The sequence below is a fragment of the Kaistia dalseonensis genome, assembly GCF_030814715.1.
In the GTDB taxonomy this organism is placed as follows: Bacteria; Pseudomonadota; Alphaproteobacteria; order Rhizobiales; family Kaistiaceae; genus Kaistia; species Kaistia dalseonensis.
In genome coordinates this window covers 24,720-42,678 of sequence record NZ_JAUSVO010000008.1, presented here as the reverse complement: position 1 = coordinate 42,678, position 17,959 = coordinate 24,720, and the positions used below count along the sequence as shown (strand labels likewise).

The 17,959-nt window shown below is 65.3% G+C and carries 14 protein-coding genes; 9 read left to right on the top strand and 5 right to left on the bottom strand.

Translation table 11 applies throughout. The features are described 5' to 3' along the window. Positions 1 to 154: 154 nt before the first annotated feature. From QO014_RS23550 to QO014_RS23520, 7 genes are all read left to right on the top strand, one after another. On the top strand, positions 155 to 1,114 hold the full coding sequence (locus QO014_RS23550) for a carbohydrate ABC transporter permease (protein WP_266351221.1): 960 nt from the start codon (positions 155 to 157) through the stop codon (positions 1,112 to 1,114). Continuing rightward, positions 1,111 to 2,040: a carbohydrate ABC transporter permease gene (locus QO014_RS23545; protein WP_266351220.1), complete on the top strand. Its 930-nt coding sequence runs from the start codon at positions 1,111 to 1,113 to the stop codon at positions 2,038 to 2,040. The genes QO014_RS23550 and QO014_RS23545 overlap by 4 nt, the downstream gene beginning before the upstream one ends. Positions 2,041 to 2,045: 5 nt before the next feature. Beyond that, on the top strand, positions 2,046 to 3,161 hold the full coding sequence (locus tag QO014_RS23540; RefSeq protein ID WP_266351219.1) for an ABC transporter ATP-binding protein: 1,116 nt from the start codon (positions 2,046 to 2,048) through the stop codon (positions 3,159 to 3,161). 184 nt (positions 3,162 to 3,345) lie between these two features. Continuing rightward, the gene (locus QO014_RS23535) at positions 3,346 to 4,857 is read left to right on the top strand and encodes an FAD-dependent oxidoreductase (RefSeq protein ID WP_266351218.1); all 1,512 of its coding nucleotides are present in this window, start codon (positions 3,346 to 3,348) and stop codon (positions 4,855 to 4,857) included. Continuing rightward, complete coding sequence (locus QO014_RS23530) at positions 4,854 to 5,633, top strand: 3-ketoacyl-ACP reductase (RefSeq protein WP_370877205.1); 780 nt, start codon at positions 4,854 to 4,856, stop codon at positions 5,631 to 5,633. The genes QO014_RS23535 and QO014_RS23530 overlap by 4 nt, the downstream gene beginning before the upstream one ends. A 61-nt stretch (positions 5,634 to 5,694) precedes the next feature. Then, positions 5,695 to 7,329 carry a GMC family oxidoreductase gene (locus tag QO014_RS23525; RefSeq protein WP_266351217.1) on the top strand — a complete coding sequence of 545 codons (1,635 nt, stop codon included), beginning with the start codon at positions 5,695 to 5,697 and terminating at the stop codon, positions 7,327 to 7,329. A gap of 23 nt (positions 7,330 to 7,352) precedes the next feature. Beyond that, positions 7,353 to 7,661, top strand: coding sequence for a Dabb family protein (locus tag QO014_RS23520; RefSeq protein WP_266351216.1), 309 nt, complete (start codon positions 7,353 to 7,355; stop codon positions 7,659 to 7,661). A gap of 69 nt (positions 7,662 to 7,730) precedes the next feature. Here the strand turns inward: QO014_RS23520 and QO014_RS23515 are convergent, their stop codons facing one another. From QO014_RS23515 to QO014_RS23505, 3 genes are read right to left on the bottom strand one after another with little or no spacing between them, the layout of a single operon-like run. Further along, positions 7,731 to 10,982 (bottom strand): error-prone DNA polymerase, encoded by a 3,252-nt coding sequence (locus QO014_RS23515; RefSeq protein ID WP_266351215.1) that lies wholly within the window; start codon positions 10,980 to 10,982, stop codon positions 7,731 to 7,733. Beyond that, a complete protein-coding gene (locus QO014_RS23510; RefSeq protein ID WP_266351371.1) occupies positions 10,979 to 12,412 on the bottom strand; it encodes a Y-family DNA polymerase in 1,434 nt (477 codons plus the stop codon). Before QO014_RS23510 ends, QO014_RS23515 begins: the two co-directional genes overlap by 4 nt. Next, positions 12,366 to 13,241: an ImuA family protein gene (locus QO014_RS23505; RefSeq protein ID WP_266351214.1), complete on the bottom strand. Its 876-nt coding sequence runs from the start codon at positions 13,239 to 13,241 to the stop codon at positions 12,366 to 12,368. The genes QO014_RS23510 and QO014_RS23505 overlap by 47 nt, the downstream gene beginning before the upstream one ends. 264 nt (positions 13,242 to 13,505) lie before the next feature. Between QO014_RS23505 and QO014_RS23500 the strand changes: the two genes are divergently transcribed. Together QO014_RS23500 and QO014_RS23495 are read left to right on the top strand one after the other, a co-directional pair. Further along, positions 13,506 to 13,982, top strand: a complete 477-nt coding sequence (locus tag QO014_RS23500; RefSeq protein ID WP_266351213.1) for a GNAT family N-acetyltransferase — start codon at positions 13,506 to 13,508, stop codon at positions 13,980 to 13,982. Positions 13,983 to 14,108: 126 nt separating this feature from the next. After that, positions 14,109 to 15,944, top strand: a complete 1,836-nt coding sequence (locus QO014_RS23495; protein WP_266351212.1) for an ABC transporter ATP-binding protein — start codon at positions 14,109 to 14,111, stop codon at positions 15,942 to 15,944. Positions 15,945 to 15,963: 19 nt separating this feature from the next. On the opposite strand, the gene QO014_RS23490 is transcribed toward QO014_RS23495, so the two are convergent. Together QO014_RS23490 and QO014_RS23485 are read right to left on the bottom strand one after the other, a co-directional pair. After that, the gene (locus tag QO014_RS23490; protein WP_266351211.1) at positions 15,964 to 17,010 is read right to left on the bottom strand and encodes an endonuclease/exonuclease/phosphatase family protein; all 1,047 of its coding nucleotides are present in this window, start codon (positions 17,008 to 17,010) and stop codon (positions 15,964 to 15,966) included. Between the two features lie 17 nt (positions 17,011 to 17,027). Next, positions 17,028 to 17,951, bottom strand: coding sequence for a TIM barrel protein (locus QO014_RS23485; RefSeq protein ID WP_266351210.1), 924 nt, complete (start codon positions 17,949 to 17,951; stop codon positions 17,028 to 17,030). Between the last annotated feature and the right edge of the window lie 8 nt (positions 17,952 to 17,959).

The window sequence follows — 17,959 nt, the reverse complement described above, 5'->3', positions numbered from 1 at the left end:
GCTCGTCGTCATTGCCGGCCAAGCCGGCAATCCGGACTTCCTCCGAACACCCGTCACCGGCCGCTGCCATGAGCAAGGCCGGATCGCCCGGTCGAACCCGGCGATGACGAGCGTTTCGAAGGCCTGCCGAATGTCATTCTGGAGGCCGCCGCCCATGGCGCTGACAACCGCAACCAGTACCAAGACGTCATCGACCGGCGAGAGCGTGTCGACGAAGTCGCCGCGCGCATGGCTACAGCAGGCGCTGCCGAAGATCGTGCTCGCGCCGAGCTTCGCCATCACGGTGATCTTCGTCTACGGCTTCATCATCTGGACGATCTACCTGTCGTTCACGAACTCCAAGGCGTTCCCGAATTATGTGCTCACCGGCAGCCGCGCCTATCAGCGGCTCTGGCGCTGGACCTTCGAGAGTGACCCGCCCTCGTCCTGGTACACCTCGATCACCAATATGGGGATCTTCGGCGTCCTCTATGTCGTGATCTGTCTGGCGCTCGGCCTGTTCCTGGCGATCCTGCTCGACCAGAAGATCCGCGGCGAAGGCATATTGCGGCCGATCTATCTCTATCCGATGGCGCTCTCCTTCATCGTGACCGGCGTCGCCTGGAAGTGGTTCCTCGATCCCGGCCTCGGCCTCGAGCAGACGCTGCATCAATGGGGCTGGACGTCGTTCCATTTCGACTGGATCAAGAACAAGGACTTCGTCATCTACACGGTCGTGATCGCCGGTGTCTGGCAGGCGTCCGGCTTCGTGATGGCGATGTTCCTGGCCGGCCTTCGCGGCATCGACAGCGAGATCATGAAGGCGGCGCAGATCGACGGCGCCTCGACGCTGCAGCTCTATCGCCGGATCATCATTCCGCTGCTGCGGCCTGTCTTCCTCTCCGCCTTCATCGTGCTCGCCCATATGGCGATCAAGTCCTACGACCTCGTCGTGGCCTTGACGAGCGGCGGCCCCGGCGGCTCGGCCTGGCTGCCTTCGAACTTCATGTACGAATACACCTTCAAGCGAAACGAGATGGCGGTCGGCTCGGCATCGGCTGTGATCATGCTCATGACCATCAGCGCGATCATCGTGCCCTATCTCTATTCCGAGCTGCGGGAGAAGAACAAATGAGCGCAGCTGTTTCCGCCCGTCCGGCCGGCGCCTCGACCATGAATCGCATCGTGATCTATGGCCTGCTCGCGATCTTCGCCGTGATCTACCTGATCCCGCTCTTCGTGATGCTGGTGACATCGTTCAAGACGATGGACGAGATCCAGAACGGCAACATGCTCGCCCTGCCGCAATCACCGACCGTGGCGCCGTGGGTCCGCGCCTGGGGCGAGACCTGCGTCGGGCTCACCTGCGCCGGGATCAAGGGCTATTTCTGGAACTCCATCAAGATGGTGGTTCCCGCGGTCGCAATCTCGACCCTGCTCGGCGCGCTCAACGGCTATGTGCTGACCAAATGGCGCTTCAAGGGCCACAAGCTCGTCTTCGGCCTGATGCTCTTCGCCTGCTTCATCCCGTTCCAGTCGGTGCTGCTGCCGATGGCGACGATCCTCGGCCAGTTCGGCCAGTTCGGCAAATTCCTCTACAACAGCACCGGCCTCACCTTCGGCTTCGGCAACCCGACCGTGAACCTCGTCTTCGTCCACGTCGTCTACGGCCTCGGCTTTACGACGCTGTTCTTCCGCAATTATTACGAGGCCTTCCCGACCGAACTGGTGAAGGCGGCTATGGTCGATGGCGCGAGCTTCTTCCAGATCTTCCGCCGCGTATTGCTGCCGAACTCGCTGCCGATCATCGTCGTCACCGTCATCTACCAGTTCACCAATATCTGGAACGACTTCCTCTTCGCCTCCGCCTATGCCGGCTCGGGCGACGTGATGCCGATGACGGTGGCGCTCAACAATGTGGTCAACACCTCGACCGGCGTCGTCGAATACAACGTCAACATGGCGGCCGCGATGATCGCGGCGCTTCCCACCCTCCTCGTCTACATCCTCGCCGGCCGCTACTTCGTTCGCGGTCTGATGGCGGGCGCCGTCAAGGGATAAGCGATATGGCGTTTCTCGAAATCGATCGTCTCGTGAAGCGGTTCGGCGCGACGGAGGTGCTGAAGGGCATCGACCTCTCCGTCGAGGAAGGCGGCTTCCTGGTGCTCGTGGGCCCGTCCGGCTGCGGCAAGTCCACGCTGCTCTCCATGATCGCCGGCCTCGACACGATCTCGGACGGTGAGGTCCGGATCAATGGCCGCCGCGTCAACGAACTGCACCCCTCGCAGCGCGACATCGCGATGGTGTTCCAGTCCTACGCGCTCTATCCGAACATGACGGTGGCCGAGAACATCGCCTTCGGCCTCGAAATGCGCGGCGTGCCCAAGGCCGAGCGCGAGGTGGCGGTGGCGAAGGTGGCCGAGACGCTGCAGATGGGCCACCTGCTGAAGCGCAAGCCGAGCCAGCTTTCCGGCGGCCAGCGCCAGCGCGTCGCCATGGGCCGCGCCCTCGTGCGCGATCCGCAGGTGTTCCTGTTCGACGAGCCGCTCTCGAACCTCGACGCCAAGCTGCGCGTCGACATGCGCACCGAGATCAAGCGCCTGCACCAGCGCATGGGCACGACGATCGTCTATGTCACCCACGACCAGATCGAGGCGATGACGCTGGCGACGAAGATTGCGGTGCTGAAGGACGGCGTGCTGCAGCAATTCGGCACGCCGGCCGAGGTCTACAACAACCCGGTCAACGTGTTCGTCGCCGACTTCATGGGCTCGCCCTCGATGAACATCATGCCGGCGGCGATCCGCTCCGAGAACGGCAAGACGGTGGTGGCGCTCGCCCGCAAGGACGAGGACGATCTCGTGCTCGATCCGGGCCCGGCCTCGGAAAGGCTCGGCGGCTCGATCGGCCAGACCGTGCTCTTCGGCATCCGTCCCGAGGCAATCACCGACCATGACGGCGCCGACCGCAATGCGCGCACCCTGGTCGATGTCGATTGCCATGTCGACGTGGTCGAGCCGGCCGGCTCCGACACCTTCGTGGTGACGAGCCTCGGCGGCAAGCACGTCATCGCTCGCATGCGCTCCGATGCGGCCGTGAAGAGCGGCGGGCGGGCGCCCTTCTCCTTCAACATGGACAAGGCCGTGTTCTTCGACCCGAAGACCGAGAAGCGGGTGGCGTGAGGATGACAGCGCATCACGAGACGCAGCCCGGCCCTCTCTCCCGCGATAGCGGGGGAGAGATGGAGAGGGGGCTCGCAGACGCGGCCTTGGTGTCAGCTTTCCAGCTGATGGGGCGGGGTGCGCGAGCCCCCTCCCTGACCCTCCCCCCTTCGGGGAGAGGGAATAGGAAGAGCACGTCCGGGACATGCTCATGACCCCCGATATCGTCATCATCGGCTCGGGCATGGGCGGATCGACGCTGGCGGCCGGGCTTGCCGGATCGGGCGCCAAAGTGTTGATCCTGGAAAAGGGCCGTCAGCTCGCCGACCGGCCCGAAAACCGCGACGCGCGCGCCATTTTCCAGCGCGGCTTTTTCCGGCCGAAGGAGAATTGGTACGACGCGGCGGCGAACAACGCGCCCTTCAATCCGGGCAATTACTACTATGTCGGCGGCAATTCGAAATTCTATGGCGCGGTGCTGATCCGCTATCGCGCCGAGGATTTCGAGGCCATGGAGCATGATGGCGGCGTCTCGCCGGCCTGGCCGATCTCCTATGCCGAGATGGAACCCTATTACAGCCGCGCCGAGCAGCTCTATCGCGTCCGCGGCGAACTCGGCGACGACCCGACGGAGCCGCATCACTCGAAACCCTATGCCTTCGCAGCGATCAAGGACGAGCCGGCTTTGGCAGCCGTGCGCGCGCGCCTCAAGAAGGTCGGCCTGCATCCGGCTTCCTTGCCGCTCGGCGTCGATATCGACCAATGGCTCAAAAAGGCCAGGACGCCTTGGGACGCTTTTCCCGATGCGCGGACCGGCAAGATGGATGCCGAGACATGCGGCCTCGCGACCGCGCTCAAGGACCCGAACATCACCATCGAGACCGGCGCGGAGGTGACGCGGCTGATCGCCGGCCCGGACGGGCGGATCGCGACGGTCGCCTATACGCAGGATGGCGAGAAGAAGACCGTCTCGCCCGCCATCGTCGTTCTGTCGATGGGCGCGGTGAAATCCGCCGCGATGCTGCTCGCCTCGAAGAGCGACGCCTATCCGAACGGTCTCGCGAACGGCTCGGATTCGGTCGGCCGCTATTTCATGAGCCACAACATGACGGCGATGATCGCCGTCGATCCGCGCTTCACCAACGACGCGATCCACCAGAAGACCTTCGGCTTCAACGATTTCTACCTGTCCGATGGCAAGGGCGGGAAACCGCTCGGCAACATGCAATTGCTCGGACGCGTTTCCGGCACGATCCTCAAGGCGAACGTGCCTATCGCGCCGGAATGGTCGCTCGACCTGCTTTCGCGCCACGCGGTCGATTTCCTCGCCATGAACGAGGACCTGCCCGATCCGGAGAGCCGCATCCTCGTCGATGGCGAGCGCGTGATCATGCAGTGGCAGCGCTCCAACATGGAGGCGCATCGCAAATTGATCCGCGTGATGAAGGAGCGCTTCCACGCGGCCGGATTCCCGCTCGTGCTCACCCATCATTTCGACGGGCGCACGCCCTCGCATCAATGCGGCACCGTTCGCTTCGGCACGGACCCTCGGGAATCGGCGCTCGACATCTTCTGCCGCGCGCATGACCACAAGAACCTCTTCGTCGTCGATGCGAGCTTCCTGCCGACCTCCGCCGCCGTGAACCCGGCGCTGACCATCGCCGCGCAGGCACTCAGAACGGCCGACCATATGATCACGACAGGATTTTCGGCATGACGATCTCTTCATCCAACCGGCCGGTCGCGCTCGTGACCGGCGCCCGCCGTGGCATCGGACTCGCCATCGCCGAGGCGCTGGCCGCTGCCGGGTACGACATCGCGCTGACCGGGACGCAGCACGACGCGGAGGCCGAGGCGGCCGTGGCGAAGGTCACCGCGCTCGGCGCGCGGGCGCTGTTCTCCGCCTTCGACCTCGCCGACCTGCCGGCCCACGCCGCCGCACTCGACGAGATCGAACGAGAACTCGGCCCGATCGACCTGCTCGTCAACAATGCCGGGATCGGGGCGCCGGTGCGCGGCGATCTGCTCGATCTCGAGCCGCAGAACTTCGATATCGTGATCGGCGTCAACCTGCGCGGCACGCTGTTCCTGACCCAGGCGGTGACAAAGCGCATGCTCGCGCGGCAGGCCGTCCTTCCGCGCGCCGTCGTCACCGTTTCCTCGGTGTCGGCGGCGCTCGCCTCGCCGGAGCGGACGGATTACTGCATCTCGAAGGCCGGGCTCGCCATGTTCGTCCAGAACCTCGCTTTGCGCCTGGCGAAGACCGATATCGGCGTCTTTGAGGTGCGGCCGGGCGTGATCCGCACCGACATGACCGCCGGCGTCGCCGGCAAATATGACCGGCTGATCGAAGGCGGCCTCGTGCCGGCTGGCCGATGGGGCGAGGGCAGCGATGTCGCCCGCGCCGTCGTCGCGCTCGCCTCGGGCGCGTTCGCCTTCTCGTCGGGTGCCGTGATCGAGGTGGATGGCGGCCTCGCCATCCCGCGTCTTTAGGCCCCTATTTTGGAACGTTCCAATCTTGTCCACTCGGACGAGAACGGGAGGAGGAAGAGAGATGGTCGACTATATCGTCGTCGGTGGAGGGCCGGCCGGCTGCGCGATCGCGGCGCGGCTTTCGGAGGATCCGGCGGTCAAGGTGCTGCTGCTGGAAGCCGGGGGCGAAGACAGGAACCCGCTCTATCACTGGCCGGCCGGCTTCGCCAAGATGACCAAGGGCATCGGCTCCTGGGGCTGGTCGACCGTGCCGCAGAAGCACATGAACGGCCGCGTGCTGCGCTATACGCAGGCAAAGGTCATCGGCGGCGGCTCGACCATCAACGCGCAGCTCTACACCCGCGGCAACCGCCTCGATTATGACGAATGGGCCCAGGCCGGGTGCCGTGGCTGGTCGTATGAAGAGGTGCTGCCCTATTTCAAGCGCGCCGAGGACAATCAGCGCTTCAACGATACCTTTCACAGCTATGGCGGGCCGATCGGCGTCTCCATGCCGGTCGCGCCGTTGCCGATCTGTGACGCCTTCATGCGGGCGGCGCAGGAACGCGGCATTCCCTACAATTTCGATTTCAACGGCGCGCGCCAGGCCGGCATCGGCTTCTACCAATTGTCGCAGAAGCATGCCCGCCGCTCCTCTGCCGCAACGGGCTATCTGAAGCCGGCGCGCGGCCGCGCCAATCTCACCATTCGCACCGGCGTGCAGGTCCTGCGTATCTTGGTCGAGAAGGGCCGGGCGATCGGTGTCGAGACGATCGAGGGCGGCACGAAGCAGACCCATCACGCCGGGAGCGAGGTGATCGTTTCGAGCGGCGCGATCGGCTCGCCCAAGCTGCTGCTGCAATCGGGCATCGGGCCGGCCGCTCATCTTCGATCCGTCGGCGTGCCGGTCGTCCACGATCTCGCCGGCGTCGGCGGCAATCTGCAGGACCATCTCGATCTCTTCGTCATCGCCGAATGCACCGGCGACCATACCTATGACGGCTACGCCAAATGGTATCGCTCGGCCTGGGCCGGGCTCGAATATCTCCTGTTCAAGCAAGGGCCGGTCGCCTCCTCGCTCTTCGAGACGGGTGGGTTCTGGTATGCCGATCCCGAGGCGCGCTCGCCCGATATCCAGTTTCATCTCGGCCTCGGCTCCGGCATCGAGGCCGGCGTCGCCAAGCTGAAGAATGCCGGCGTGACGCTGAACTCCGCCTTCCTCCGCCCCCGCTCGCGCGGCACGGTGCGCCTCGCCTCGAGCGATCCCGCCGCCGCCCCGCTGATCGATCCGAATTACTGGGCCGACCCCTATGACAGGGCCATGTCGCTCGAGGGGCTGAAGCTCGCGCGCGAAATCATGCAGCAGAAGGCGCTTTCCCCCTTCGTCATGGCCGAGCGGCTGCCGGGCCCGAATGTCCTCTCGGACAAGGACCTCTTCGACTATGGCTGCCGCCATGCCAAGACCGATCACCACCCGGCCGGCACCTGCAAGATGGGCATTGACGATCTCGCCGTGGTCGATCCGGAGTTGCGCGTGCGCGGCCTTGCGGGCCTCCGGGTCGCCGATTCCTCGATCATGCCGATGGTGAATTCGTCCAACACCAACGCCCCGAGCATCATGATCGGTGAAAAGGCGGCTGATCTTATTCGTGGCGCGACGCCCCTGCCCCGGGTTACGGTCGAAGCGATCGAAGAATCACGGCCAAAGGCCGCCTAAGCATCAAGGGACAGGAAAGCTCGATGATCAGCCATTGCGTCTTCATCAACTATCGCGCCGACACGACCGATGGGATGAAGGACGATATCTATAACGCCTTGCAGGCACTGAAGCCGCGCGTACCTGGCCTGACCGGGATTGTGATTGCCCCGAATTCGAGCCCGGAAGGTCTCGACAAGGGCTTTTCGGAAGGCTTCATCGTGACGTTCCGCACGGCCGCGGCGCGCGACCAATATCTCGCCGACGAGGAACACGCCAAGGTCGGCGCCAAGATCGTCTCGGCGGCCGAGGGCGGCATTGACGGCCTGCTGGTCTACGATCTCGAATATTGATCGGCCTCTATCGCGTGTCAGGCGGGCCGGACAGATGTCCGGCCTCACGCGATGGCTCTGGCCAGATCGTCAATGGAAATCCCTTGATTTCGGGATGACGCGGACATTGCGCGGATGGCTCGCGCTGCGCGGATATTGCGGATGGACGATCTCGTCGGCGCGGGAGGGATCGAGCTTCGGCCGCCGGTCTTCGGCGAGGTGACGCAGATCGTCCGTGCGATCGACGAGATTGCGCGCGACCAGATGAACGACGTTTTCGGTGCTCCGCTGGATCGCGCCCTCCACCAGCACGAGCTTGGCACCGATGATCGTGCGGCGGAACTTGTCGAAGAGCTTGGTCCAGACGACGACATTGACGATGCCGGTCTCGTCTTCCAGCGTCATGAAGACGACATTCCCCTTGCCCGGCCGCTGGCGCACGAGCACGACGCCGGCCATCCGGGCTCGCGTGCCATCGCCGAGCGCGGTCGTGGCCGCCGCGGACAAAATGCCCTCGCGGGTCAGCCTTTCGCGCAGGAAGCTCATCGGATGTGCCTTCAGCGAGAGCCGAAGCGTCTGGTAATCGGCGACGACATGCTCTGAAAGCGGCATAAGCGGCAGCGGCGCATCGCGCTCGACGCCGAGTTCCGCCGCGTCGGCGGCTGCGAAGAGCGGCAGCACATCCGAACTCGGCAGGCGGCGCACTTCCCAGAGCCCCTGCCGCCGGTCGAGGTCCAGCGAGCGCAGCGCATCCGCATCGGCGAGCTTCTCATAGGCGCGCCGCTCGAGGCCGGTATGGCGGACGAGATCATCCATAGCGGCAAAGCCCACGCCCCGCGCCGCGGTGATCCGCGCCGCCCAGTCCTCGCGAAAGCCATCGATCTGGCGAAAGCCGAGCCGGAGCGCGAGGCCGGCCCCGGTCGGCTCCAGAGTATTGTCCCAGAAGCTCGCATTGACGTCGACCGGATGAATCGGCACGCCATGCTCGGCCGCGTCGCGCACGATCTGCGCCGGGGCGTAGAAGCCCATGGGCTGCGCATTCAGAAGCGCCGCCGCGAAGGCCGCGGGATGATGGCATTTGATCCAGGCGGAGATGTAGACGAGCTTGGCGAAGCTCGCGGCATGGCTCTCGGGAAAGCCATATTCGCCGAACCCTTCAATCTGCGAGAAGCAGTTCTCGGCAAAGGCCGGCTCATAGCCGCGCGCGATCATGCCATCGACCATCATCGCCTTGTATTTATGGATGGTTCCCAGATTGCGGAACGTCGCCATGGCCTTGCGCAGGCCATTGGCCTGATCGCCCGTGAACCGCGCAGCGACCATGGCGAGCTTCATGGCCTGCTCCTGAAAGATCGGCACCCCGAGGGTTCTGGAGAGAACCTCCTGCAATTCGTCGGGATCGCCATGCTCCGGCGAGGGCGAGGGGTAGCTCGGCTTTTCCAGCCCGGCCCGGCGCTTCAGATAGGGATGGACCATGTTGCCCTGGATCGGGCCAGGCCGAACGATCGCGACCTGGATGACGAGGTCGTAGAATTTACGCGGCTGCAGGCGCGGCAGCATGTTCATCTGCGCGCGGCTCTCGACCTGGAAAACGCCGACCGAGTCGCCCTTGCAGAGCATGTCGTAGACCGCCGGATCCTCGACCGGGACGGTATGGAGTTCATAATGCTCGCCGCCGGCACCTTCGATCAGGTCGAACGCCTTGCGGATACAGGTCAGCATGCCGAGGCCGAGAATATCGACCTTCATCATCTTGAGCGTCGCCACATCGTTCTTGTCCCATTCGATGAAGCTACGGTCCTCCATCGCCGCCGGACCGCTCGGGACGAGATCGCTCAGCAGCTTGCGCGTCAGCACGAAGCCGCCGACATGCTGCGACAGATGGCGGGGAAAGCCCCGCAGCTCCATCGCCAGCCGAACCACGCGCTCGATCGCCTTGTTCTTCGGATCGAGGCCGGATTCGCGGATGTGCTTCTGCTGGATCTCCGAGCCCCAGCCACCGCCCCAGACGGTACCGCCCAGAGCCAGGATTGCATCCTCGGAAAGGCCGAGCGCCTTGCCGACCTCGCGAACAGCGCTCTTCGTGCGGTAGGAAATGACGGTCGCGCAGATCGCGGCCCGCAGCCGCCCATAGCGGCGATAGATATACTGGATGACCTCCTCGCGCCGCTCATGCTCGAAGTCCACGTCGATATCCGGCGGCTCCTTGCGCTCGGTCGAGAGAAACCGCTCGAACAGGAGCTTGTGGCGCATCGGGTCGACGGCGGTCACGCCGAGGCAGAAGCAGATGACGGAATTCGCCGCCGATCCGCGCCCCTGGCAGAGAATGCCCATATCATTCGCATATTCCACGATGTCGTGGACCGTGATGAAATAGGCCGGATAGTCGAGTTTCCGCACGAGCAGCAATTCGTGCTTGATCTGCTTGCGGATCGCGGGCGGTATCTTGACGGGATAGCGTCTGGCCGCCCCGCGAAAGACCAGTTGCTGCAGATAGCGATGCGGGCTCATGCCCCGGGGCACCGGCTCGCGCGGATATTTGTAGGCGATCTCATCGAGCGTGAAGCGGATCAGACCGAGGAAACGTCCGGTCTCCGAGATCGCATCGGGGCAATCGCGAAAGAGCCGCGCCATTTCCACGCCGCTCTTCAGATGGCGCTCGGCATTGGCCTCGAGCAATCGCCCGGCCTTCTCGATCGTCGTCTTCGCGCGGATGCAGGAGAGTACGTCCTGCAAGGGTCGCCGCTCCGGCGCGTGATAGAGCACGTCGTTGACCGCGATGAGCGGCACGCCGGCGCTGGTCGCCCGATCGAACAATCCGGCCAGGCGGCGGCGATCATCGCCCTTGCGATACATCACCGCGCCCAGCCATGTGCGCCCCGGCGCAAGAGCGGCCAGGCGCTTCAAGGCGGGCGCCACATCGGGCTCGGACTGGCGGGGCGGCATCAGGATGAAAAGCGAGCCCTCCGCACAGGCCGCGAGATCTTCGAAATCGAGATGGCATTCGCCCTTCGGCGCCCGCTTCTTGCCGAGGCTGAGCAGATGGCAAAGCCGGCTATAGGCGGCAAGATCGGTCGGGTAGGCGAGGATATCCGGCGCACCATCCCTGAAGACGAGACGCACGCCGACGACCAGCCGGAAGCCTGCGGCGCGCGAGTTTCCACTGTCCTCGTCGCACCAGGCGTGATGCGCGCGAACAATGCCGGCAAACGTATTGCGATCGGCAATGCCGATCCCCGACAGGCCGAGCGCATGCGCCTGAACGACCAGTTCGGACCCATGCGACCCACCCTCGAGAAAGGAGAAGTTGCTCATGACGGCGAGTTCCGCATAGGCGGTCATGCGAAAAGCCCATGCAGATACCAGCGCGGGCCGGGTTGCTGCTCTTGATAAAGCCCCTCGCGGAACAGCCAGAAGCGGCGGCCCTCCCGGTCTTCGACGCGGTAATAGTCGCGCTCGCGCGTATCGTCGTTCGCCCGCCACCATTCCGGCGCGATGCGCTCGGGGCCTTCCGCGCGCGCAACCTGATGCAGCACGCGGCGCCAGCGAAAACTGAGCGGCGGCCCGTCCGGCACACCCGCCAGGGCCTCCACCGGCTCGGGCGGGTTGAACAGGCTGAGCGGACGTTGCGGCGGCTCGCCCGACAGGAAGCCCTCGTCCCAGCCCGGGCACGACGGGTCGTCCAGGCTGAGAGCCGGCACGGCCCGGGCACGGCGCTCGGGAATATGCGTATCCTCCGGCACGAAGCGCAGCACCCGCTCCACACCGAAACGGGCGCCGAGCCGATCCACCAGATCGGACACGGCGTCATCATCGAGCGCATGGCCATCGAGGCTGGATTGAGCCTCGAGGAACGGCTCGGTCCGGAACGCACCGAGCCGGATCAGGTCAAAGCCGAAGCCGGCCTCGAGCGGGTCCGACAGCGCATCGAGCTTTTCATGGAAGAGGCGCGCAATCGCGACAGGATCGCGATTGGGACGCGCGGTCGCGACCGAAATCCGCCTGACGAGCCCATCGACACGATAGAAGCTCGCCTCGAAGGCCCGGCCGCCTTCGCCGCGCGTCTGCAGGAGGGCGGCGATATCCGCAGCCAGCGCCCGGAGAGAGGCATTCATGTCGTCCGCATGCGCGATCGGCTCGAAGAAGATGCGCTCGGCCAGAACCGCCGGCACGAGGCGGCGCGGCGAGACCGGGTGCTCGGCCCTGCCGATCAGTCGCTCGAGCCGATCGACGCAATCGGCGCCGAAGCGCGCGGCGAGCGGCGCGCGCGGCCGCTCCACCAGATCGCCGATCGTCTTCAAGCCGGCGCGTGTCAGGGCGAGCGTTCGCGCTTCATCGAGATCGAGCGCGGTGACGGAGAGCGGGCGGACGGCCTCCGCCTCCCGTCCCGGCTCCACGATCATCGTCCGCCCGATCCGCACGAGCGCGCGCGCCGTATCGGGCGTCCCGGCGATGACGCCATAAGCGGACAGGCCGAAGGTGGCGAGGCGCGCCATGACATCGGCGAGAAGCGCGGCCTCGCCCCTGAAGAGATGTGCCGCGCCGGTAATATCGAGGATCAGCCCGTTCGGACCATAGCGGGCGACGAGCGGCGTATAGCGATCGCACCAGTCGGCGATCCGCTCGATCAGCGCCTCATCCGCGACAGGATCATGATCGGCCACCAGCAGATTGGCAATCCGCGCCCGCGCTTCGGCGAGCGACAGGTCGGTGCCCAGGCCGAGCTTAAGCGCCTCCGGATCGGGCGCGACGATCCGGAGCGCGCCCTTCACCTTCTCGACGATCAGGAGCGGTTCTGCGCTCGAACGGAAGAACGGCGCCCTCGGCAGCCGCTTCAGGCGGTCCGAGCTCAGAAAGGGCAGCAGAATGGCGCAATAGCGCCTGATGCTTGAAGAGTTGGGCATCGCGGTTCCACTCCAGGCGCCAGGGTCCGCCGGGGGGGCCGTGCCGATGGCGCAACAAGGTCAGGTCGAAAGTCGGATGGCCGGGCGCATTCATGGGCAGCGCCGCTGCGGGACCCGCGCGCACGAGCCACCGTGTCTCGGCGCTGCCGGGCAGGGGCTGCGCGCCCGGCCGCAGCAGGAAGATCGTCACGCCGGAGGCTTCGGCTGCGAGCACGAGCCGGCGCTGCGTCGTCAGATCGAGCGCTTTCGGCTCGCCCCAGACCTCGACGATGATAGCGCCGAGTGCGGCACAACGCGCGACCTCGATGCCCGCCCGCAGTACCGCCACCGGATCGCGCAGCTTGACCAGGATGAGCCGCGCCGGATCGAGGCCGAGCGCCGCCAGCCCATCGGCATGCAGCGCGCCATTCTCCCGCTCGGCATAATCCTGCCGGATCCAGATGACCGGCCGATCCTGCGGCGCGGCCCTGAGCACGAGTGCGGCGGCGAAACCGCTCGCTGCCGCATTATCGGCACCGGCGGCGGCATGGATCTCGTGCAACGCGCCACAGGCAAGCCCGCCACCCAGCGCCGCATCGACTTCGCCCTGGTCGAGCCCGACGATCCGCGCGGCCTCGCGCCCCTCGGTTTCACCCGAAGCCTCGATCGCCGCCACGCGCCGCCGCAGGGCAGCAAGGGTCGCCTTTGCCGTATTCATTCTCACGCGTCGCTGTCACAACCAACCAACTGTTCCCGATTTGTTCTATAACGACTCCGGACGATGAAAGAGTCAATCGACATGAGTCGGCTCATCCCAATGGCTTGATAAAACAGGTGTTTTTGGCTTGTGGAGCGGTCCCGTTTCCCTGGAATTACACGCCAGCGGATCAATCGCCCGGCGCGACGACGTCCCGCCGTCATTGGGGGAGAGATCGGCTTCACCCCTTCCTACTCCGACCCGCCGAGACTAGGGTTTCACGCCATGAAACCCTTCCTGAGGTCGACCATGAAGCCGCTCGTCATCGTCCCGCAAAAGCCCGATAAAGCCGATCACGAAGCGATTCTCGACGCTCTGGTGCGCTATAATGATGCGACGTCCGGGCCGTCTGGCTATGAGGATGTCGCCGTTCTTCTCCGCGATCCCGACAGCGGGGAAACCATAGGCGGGCTCTGGGGAACCCTCTCTTATGACTGGCTCTTCATCGCGCTGCTGTTCGTGCCGCAGCAACTGAGAGGCCAGGGTCTCGGAACGAGCCTGATGCGGGAAGCCGAGCAAATCGCAAGACAGCGAAACTGCGCTGGCATATGGCTCGACACGTTCGGCTTTCAGGCTCCCGATTTCTATCGCGGCCTCGGCTATGAGCTCTTTGGCGAACTTCCGGATCACCCGCGCGGAACCAACCGCTTTCTCCTGCGAAAGATCATCGTCCCGACGACTGAATCGGCAAAACCTGCTTAAGAATCGCCACAAATCGCGTTATCATCATACCTAACGGCGCCCGGACCTTCTTCCTCTTCCGGACACGTTCATCGCCCCGCTCAAAGCGCCGCGACGTTCGATCACCCGCCTGCCTCCGAGACCGCCATGTTCCGCTTTTTCGAAGAACGGATTCCGGCCACCGCCCGTGGCATGCCCGGAGAGCCGCCCGATCGCCTCGCCGCCTTCTACTGGTTCTTCGTCGGCCAGGTCCGATGGTATTTCGTGGCCCTGCTCGGCGCCGGCCTGCTGGTCGCCCTGCTCGATGCGACGATCCCGGTCTTCATCGGCCGATTGATCTCGCTCTTGACCAACACCACGCCCGAGGCGCTTTTCCGCGACGACTGGCACATACTGGCCGGCATGGCGCTTTTCGTGCTTCTGGTGCGCCCCTGCGCGATCTTCCTGCAGAATCTCATTACCAACCAGATCATCGCCTCGGGCTTCACCAATCTCGTCCGCTGGCAAAGCCATTGGCATATCGTCCGCCAGAGCTGGACGTTCTTCCAGCATGATTTCGCCGGCCGGATCGCCGCCCGCGTCATGCAGACCGGCGTCTCGGTGCGCGACAGCGTCGTCGCCTCGATCAACGCCGTCTGGTACATCGCCATCTACGGCGCCAGTGCCATGATCCTGATGAGCCAGAGCAGCCCCTGGCTGATCATCCCGACCGTGCTCTGGATCCTGGCCTATCTGACGCTCTTGCGCATTTTCGTGCCGCGGCTGCGCGGCCGCTCGGTCGAGATGTCCGAGGCGCGCTCGCTGATCACCGGCCGCATCGTCGACAGCTACACCAACATCATCACGGTCAAGCTGTTCGGGCGAGCGCGGGAGGAGGATGACTATGTCCGCGAGGCGGTCGACCAGCACACCGACGCCTTCCGCGGCCAGCTCCGCCTGATCACGATGTTCGGCCTGCTGCTCGCCACGATCAATGCGATGCTCGTCGTGGGAACCGGCGCCATCGCGGTGCGGCTCTGGTCGCTCGGCATCGTGCAGGTCGGCATCGTCGCCATGGTGCTGCCGCTCACCTGGCAGATCGCCAACATAGCCGGCTTCGTCGCCCAGCAGGTGACCGCCATCTTCGAGAATATCGGCGCCGTGCAGGAGGGCATGATGTCGATCGCGAAGCCCCTGCGCCTCACCGACCGCCCCGGCGCCGAGACGCTGAAGGTGACGAAGGGCGAGATCACCTTCGACCACATCAATTTCAACTATGGCCGCTCCGGCGGCATCATCGAGGACCTGACGCTCACCATCAAGCCGGGCGAGAAGATCGGGCTGGTCGGCCGTTCCGGCGCCGGAAAGTCCACACTCGTCAACCTGCTGCTGCGCTTCTTCGATCTCGAAGGCGGCAAGATCATGATCGACGGGCAGAACATCGCCAATGTCACGCAGGAGAGCCTACGCGAGCAGATCTCGGTCGTGACGCAGGATACGTCACTGCTGCACCGCTCCATCCTCGACAATATACGCTACGGCCAGTCGCATGTGACGCTGAACGGCGTCGAGGAGGCGGCGCGGCGCGCCCATGCGCATGAGTTCATCGGCGATCTCGTCGATTGGCGCGGCCGCAAGGGCTATGAGGCCGAAGTCGGTGAGCGCGGCATCAAGCTCTCCGGCGGCCAGCGCCAGCGCATTGCCATCGCGCGCGTCATCCTGAAGAACGCGCCGATCCTCGTGCTCGACGAAGCGACGTCGGCGCTCGATTCCGAGGTCGAGGCCGCGATCCAGGAGCAGTTCGAAACGCTGATGGCGAACAAGACCGTGATCGCGATCGCGCACCGCCTTTCCACCATCGCCCGCATGGACCGGCTGATCATCCTCGATCGCGGCCGCATCATCGAAAGCGGGTCGCATGAGGAGCTTCTGGCCCTGAACGGCCACTACGCCTCGCTCTGGCGGCGCCAATCCGGCGGCTTCCTGGCGGAAGAGGCGGCCTGAGGCCGCCACTTCCGACCTCTCAGCCGATCACCACGTCCACCATGATCAGCTCGTGATCGGAGATCGCCGCGCCGGCATCGTCGACCGCCGGGATCGTGGCGGGGTTCGAGGCAACGAGGCCGCGCGTGAACAGCCAGTCGATCTTGCGGAACGGCGGCAGCGGCTTGCCGTCGGGCAAGGTGCGCAGCGTCGGCTCGGGCGCATTGCAGGCGCGCCAGTCGAATCCCGCTTCCGCCATCAGTCCGAAGAGTGGCTCATGGGCCGCCGCGTCGGCGATCGCCTCGGCCCCATCGAAGGGAACGTCCTTGGTGTTCAGATCGCCGCCAATGACGACCGGCAAATCGCCGGCCAGCCCATTGATCGTCTCGATCAGGCGCGCGATCTGCCTGGCCCGATCGTCCGCATCCGACTTGCTTTCCAGATGGACAACGACCGCCAGAAGCGGGCCCTCGCTAGTCTCGATCCGCGCCGCGATCGCCATGCGGAAGCCGAGCCGGCGCTGATCGTCCTTCGCCTCCAGCCACCAGACGGCGCCATCGTCGAGGCGGATCAGCGCGACATCGGAGAGCGGCAGGCGCGACAGCAGCGCATTGCCGTGAAAGCCGACCGCGTTGGTTTCGCCGCGATGCCAGGCGCGCTCGCGCTCGTCGCCGAGGCCGAGCTCAAGGAACTCGACGCCATAGGCGTAGCTGAAGCCAAGCGCCTCGGCGAGATCGGCCACGGTGTGGCGGTTGCCCGCCCGCGCCATGCCGAGATCGGCCTCGGAGAGAAGCAGCACATCCGGCGCGACGCTTGCCACCAGTTCGACCGAGGGCGTGTGGTGTTTCAGCCGTTCCGCGTTCCACGCGGCGATGCGGACCGGCCCTTCGGCCGGCTCCGTCATGGCGGCGTGGTGGATCTCGAGCGCGTTGAAGGCCGGCAGATCGAGCGCCAGCCTGTCATGCTCGGCCTTGGTGAGCGCCGCGGCCGCCGCCGCCTCGAACAGGGCGGCGGGCGGCGGCGGCAGATGCGGCACTGTCGCCGTCACGACATGGGAGGCGGTCGCCGCCGCTTCGTTGCGAGACATGGTGGCGTCGTCCCGGTTCAGGCCGCGATCGCCGCATGGCGCGCATTGATGCGATCGGCGAGCTTGCGGGCGCGCTCGATCGACTCCGCGCGGTCAGCGTCGAAGCGCTCGCCGATCTCCATGATCAGCGCGGTGCCGGGCAGCACGTCGATCGTGTCGAACAGCGTCTCCCACGGAATATCGCCCCAACCAAGCGGCAGGTGCAGATCGCCAATGCCGAGCGCGACGGCTTCGCTCGGCTGGTAGAACTTCGTCATCGTGTAGGGACGGCCGAAGCTGTCATGGACATGCAGGTGGCCGGCGACCGGACCCATCGCCTTCATCTCGTCGATGAAGTTCGCGCCGGTGCGGGTGGTCTCGATATAGCCGTGGCTGAAATCGATCGTGCCGACGAGGTTCGGATGATTGATGGCGCGGATCGTGTCGGCGACCTCGGACGGCATCTGGCGATATTCGTCGTCATTGACGGCGAAGATGTTCTCGAGCGCGACGCGGACGCCGTGCTTGCCGGCAAGGTCCGCGAGCCAGGTGAGCGCATCCTGCTGCATCTGGTCATAGCCGACGAGGATGCGCTTCGGGCCCATCGGCGCATGGCCGGCATGGTGGACGAGGATCGTCGAGCCGACGCGCGAGCAGAGCTCCAGCATGGCCGCGGCGGCGGCCTTCTGGAATTCGAGGTTCCGCGCATCCATGAAATTCGAGACGATCAGTCCGTGCACCGTATAGCGCAGCGGGAACTTGGCACAGATATCGGCGAGGCGGCGGGCGCGCGCTTCGAGGACGCGACCGCCGGCGATCAGGTCTTCGCTGCAGAGGCCGAGTTCGGCGACATCGGCGCCGAGTTCCACGATCCGTGCCAGCGAGGCTTCGAGATGGTTCAGATCGCCAATGCCCGCCGTGGTGGCGAAGCCGACATGGGAGATGCTCGGGGTCTGGCTCATGGAAGCCT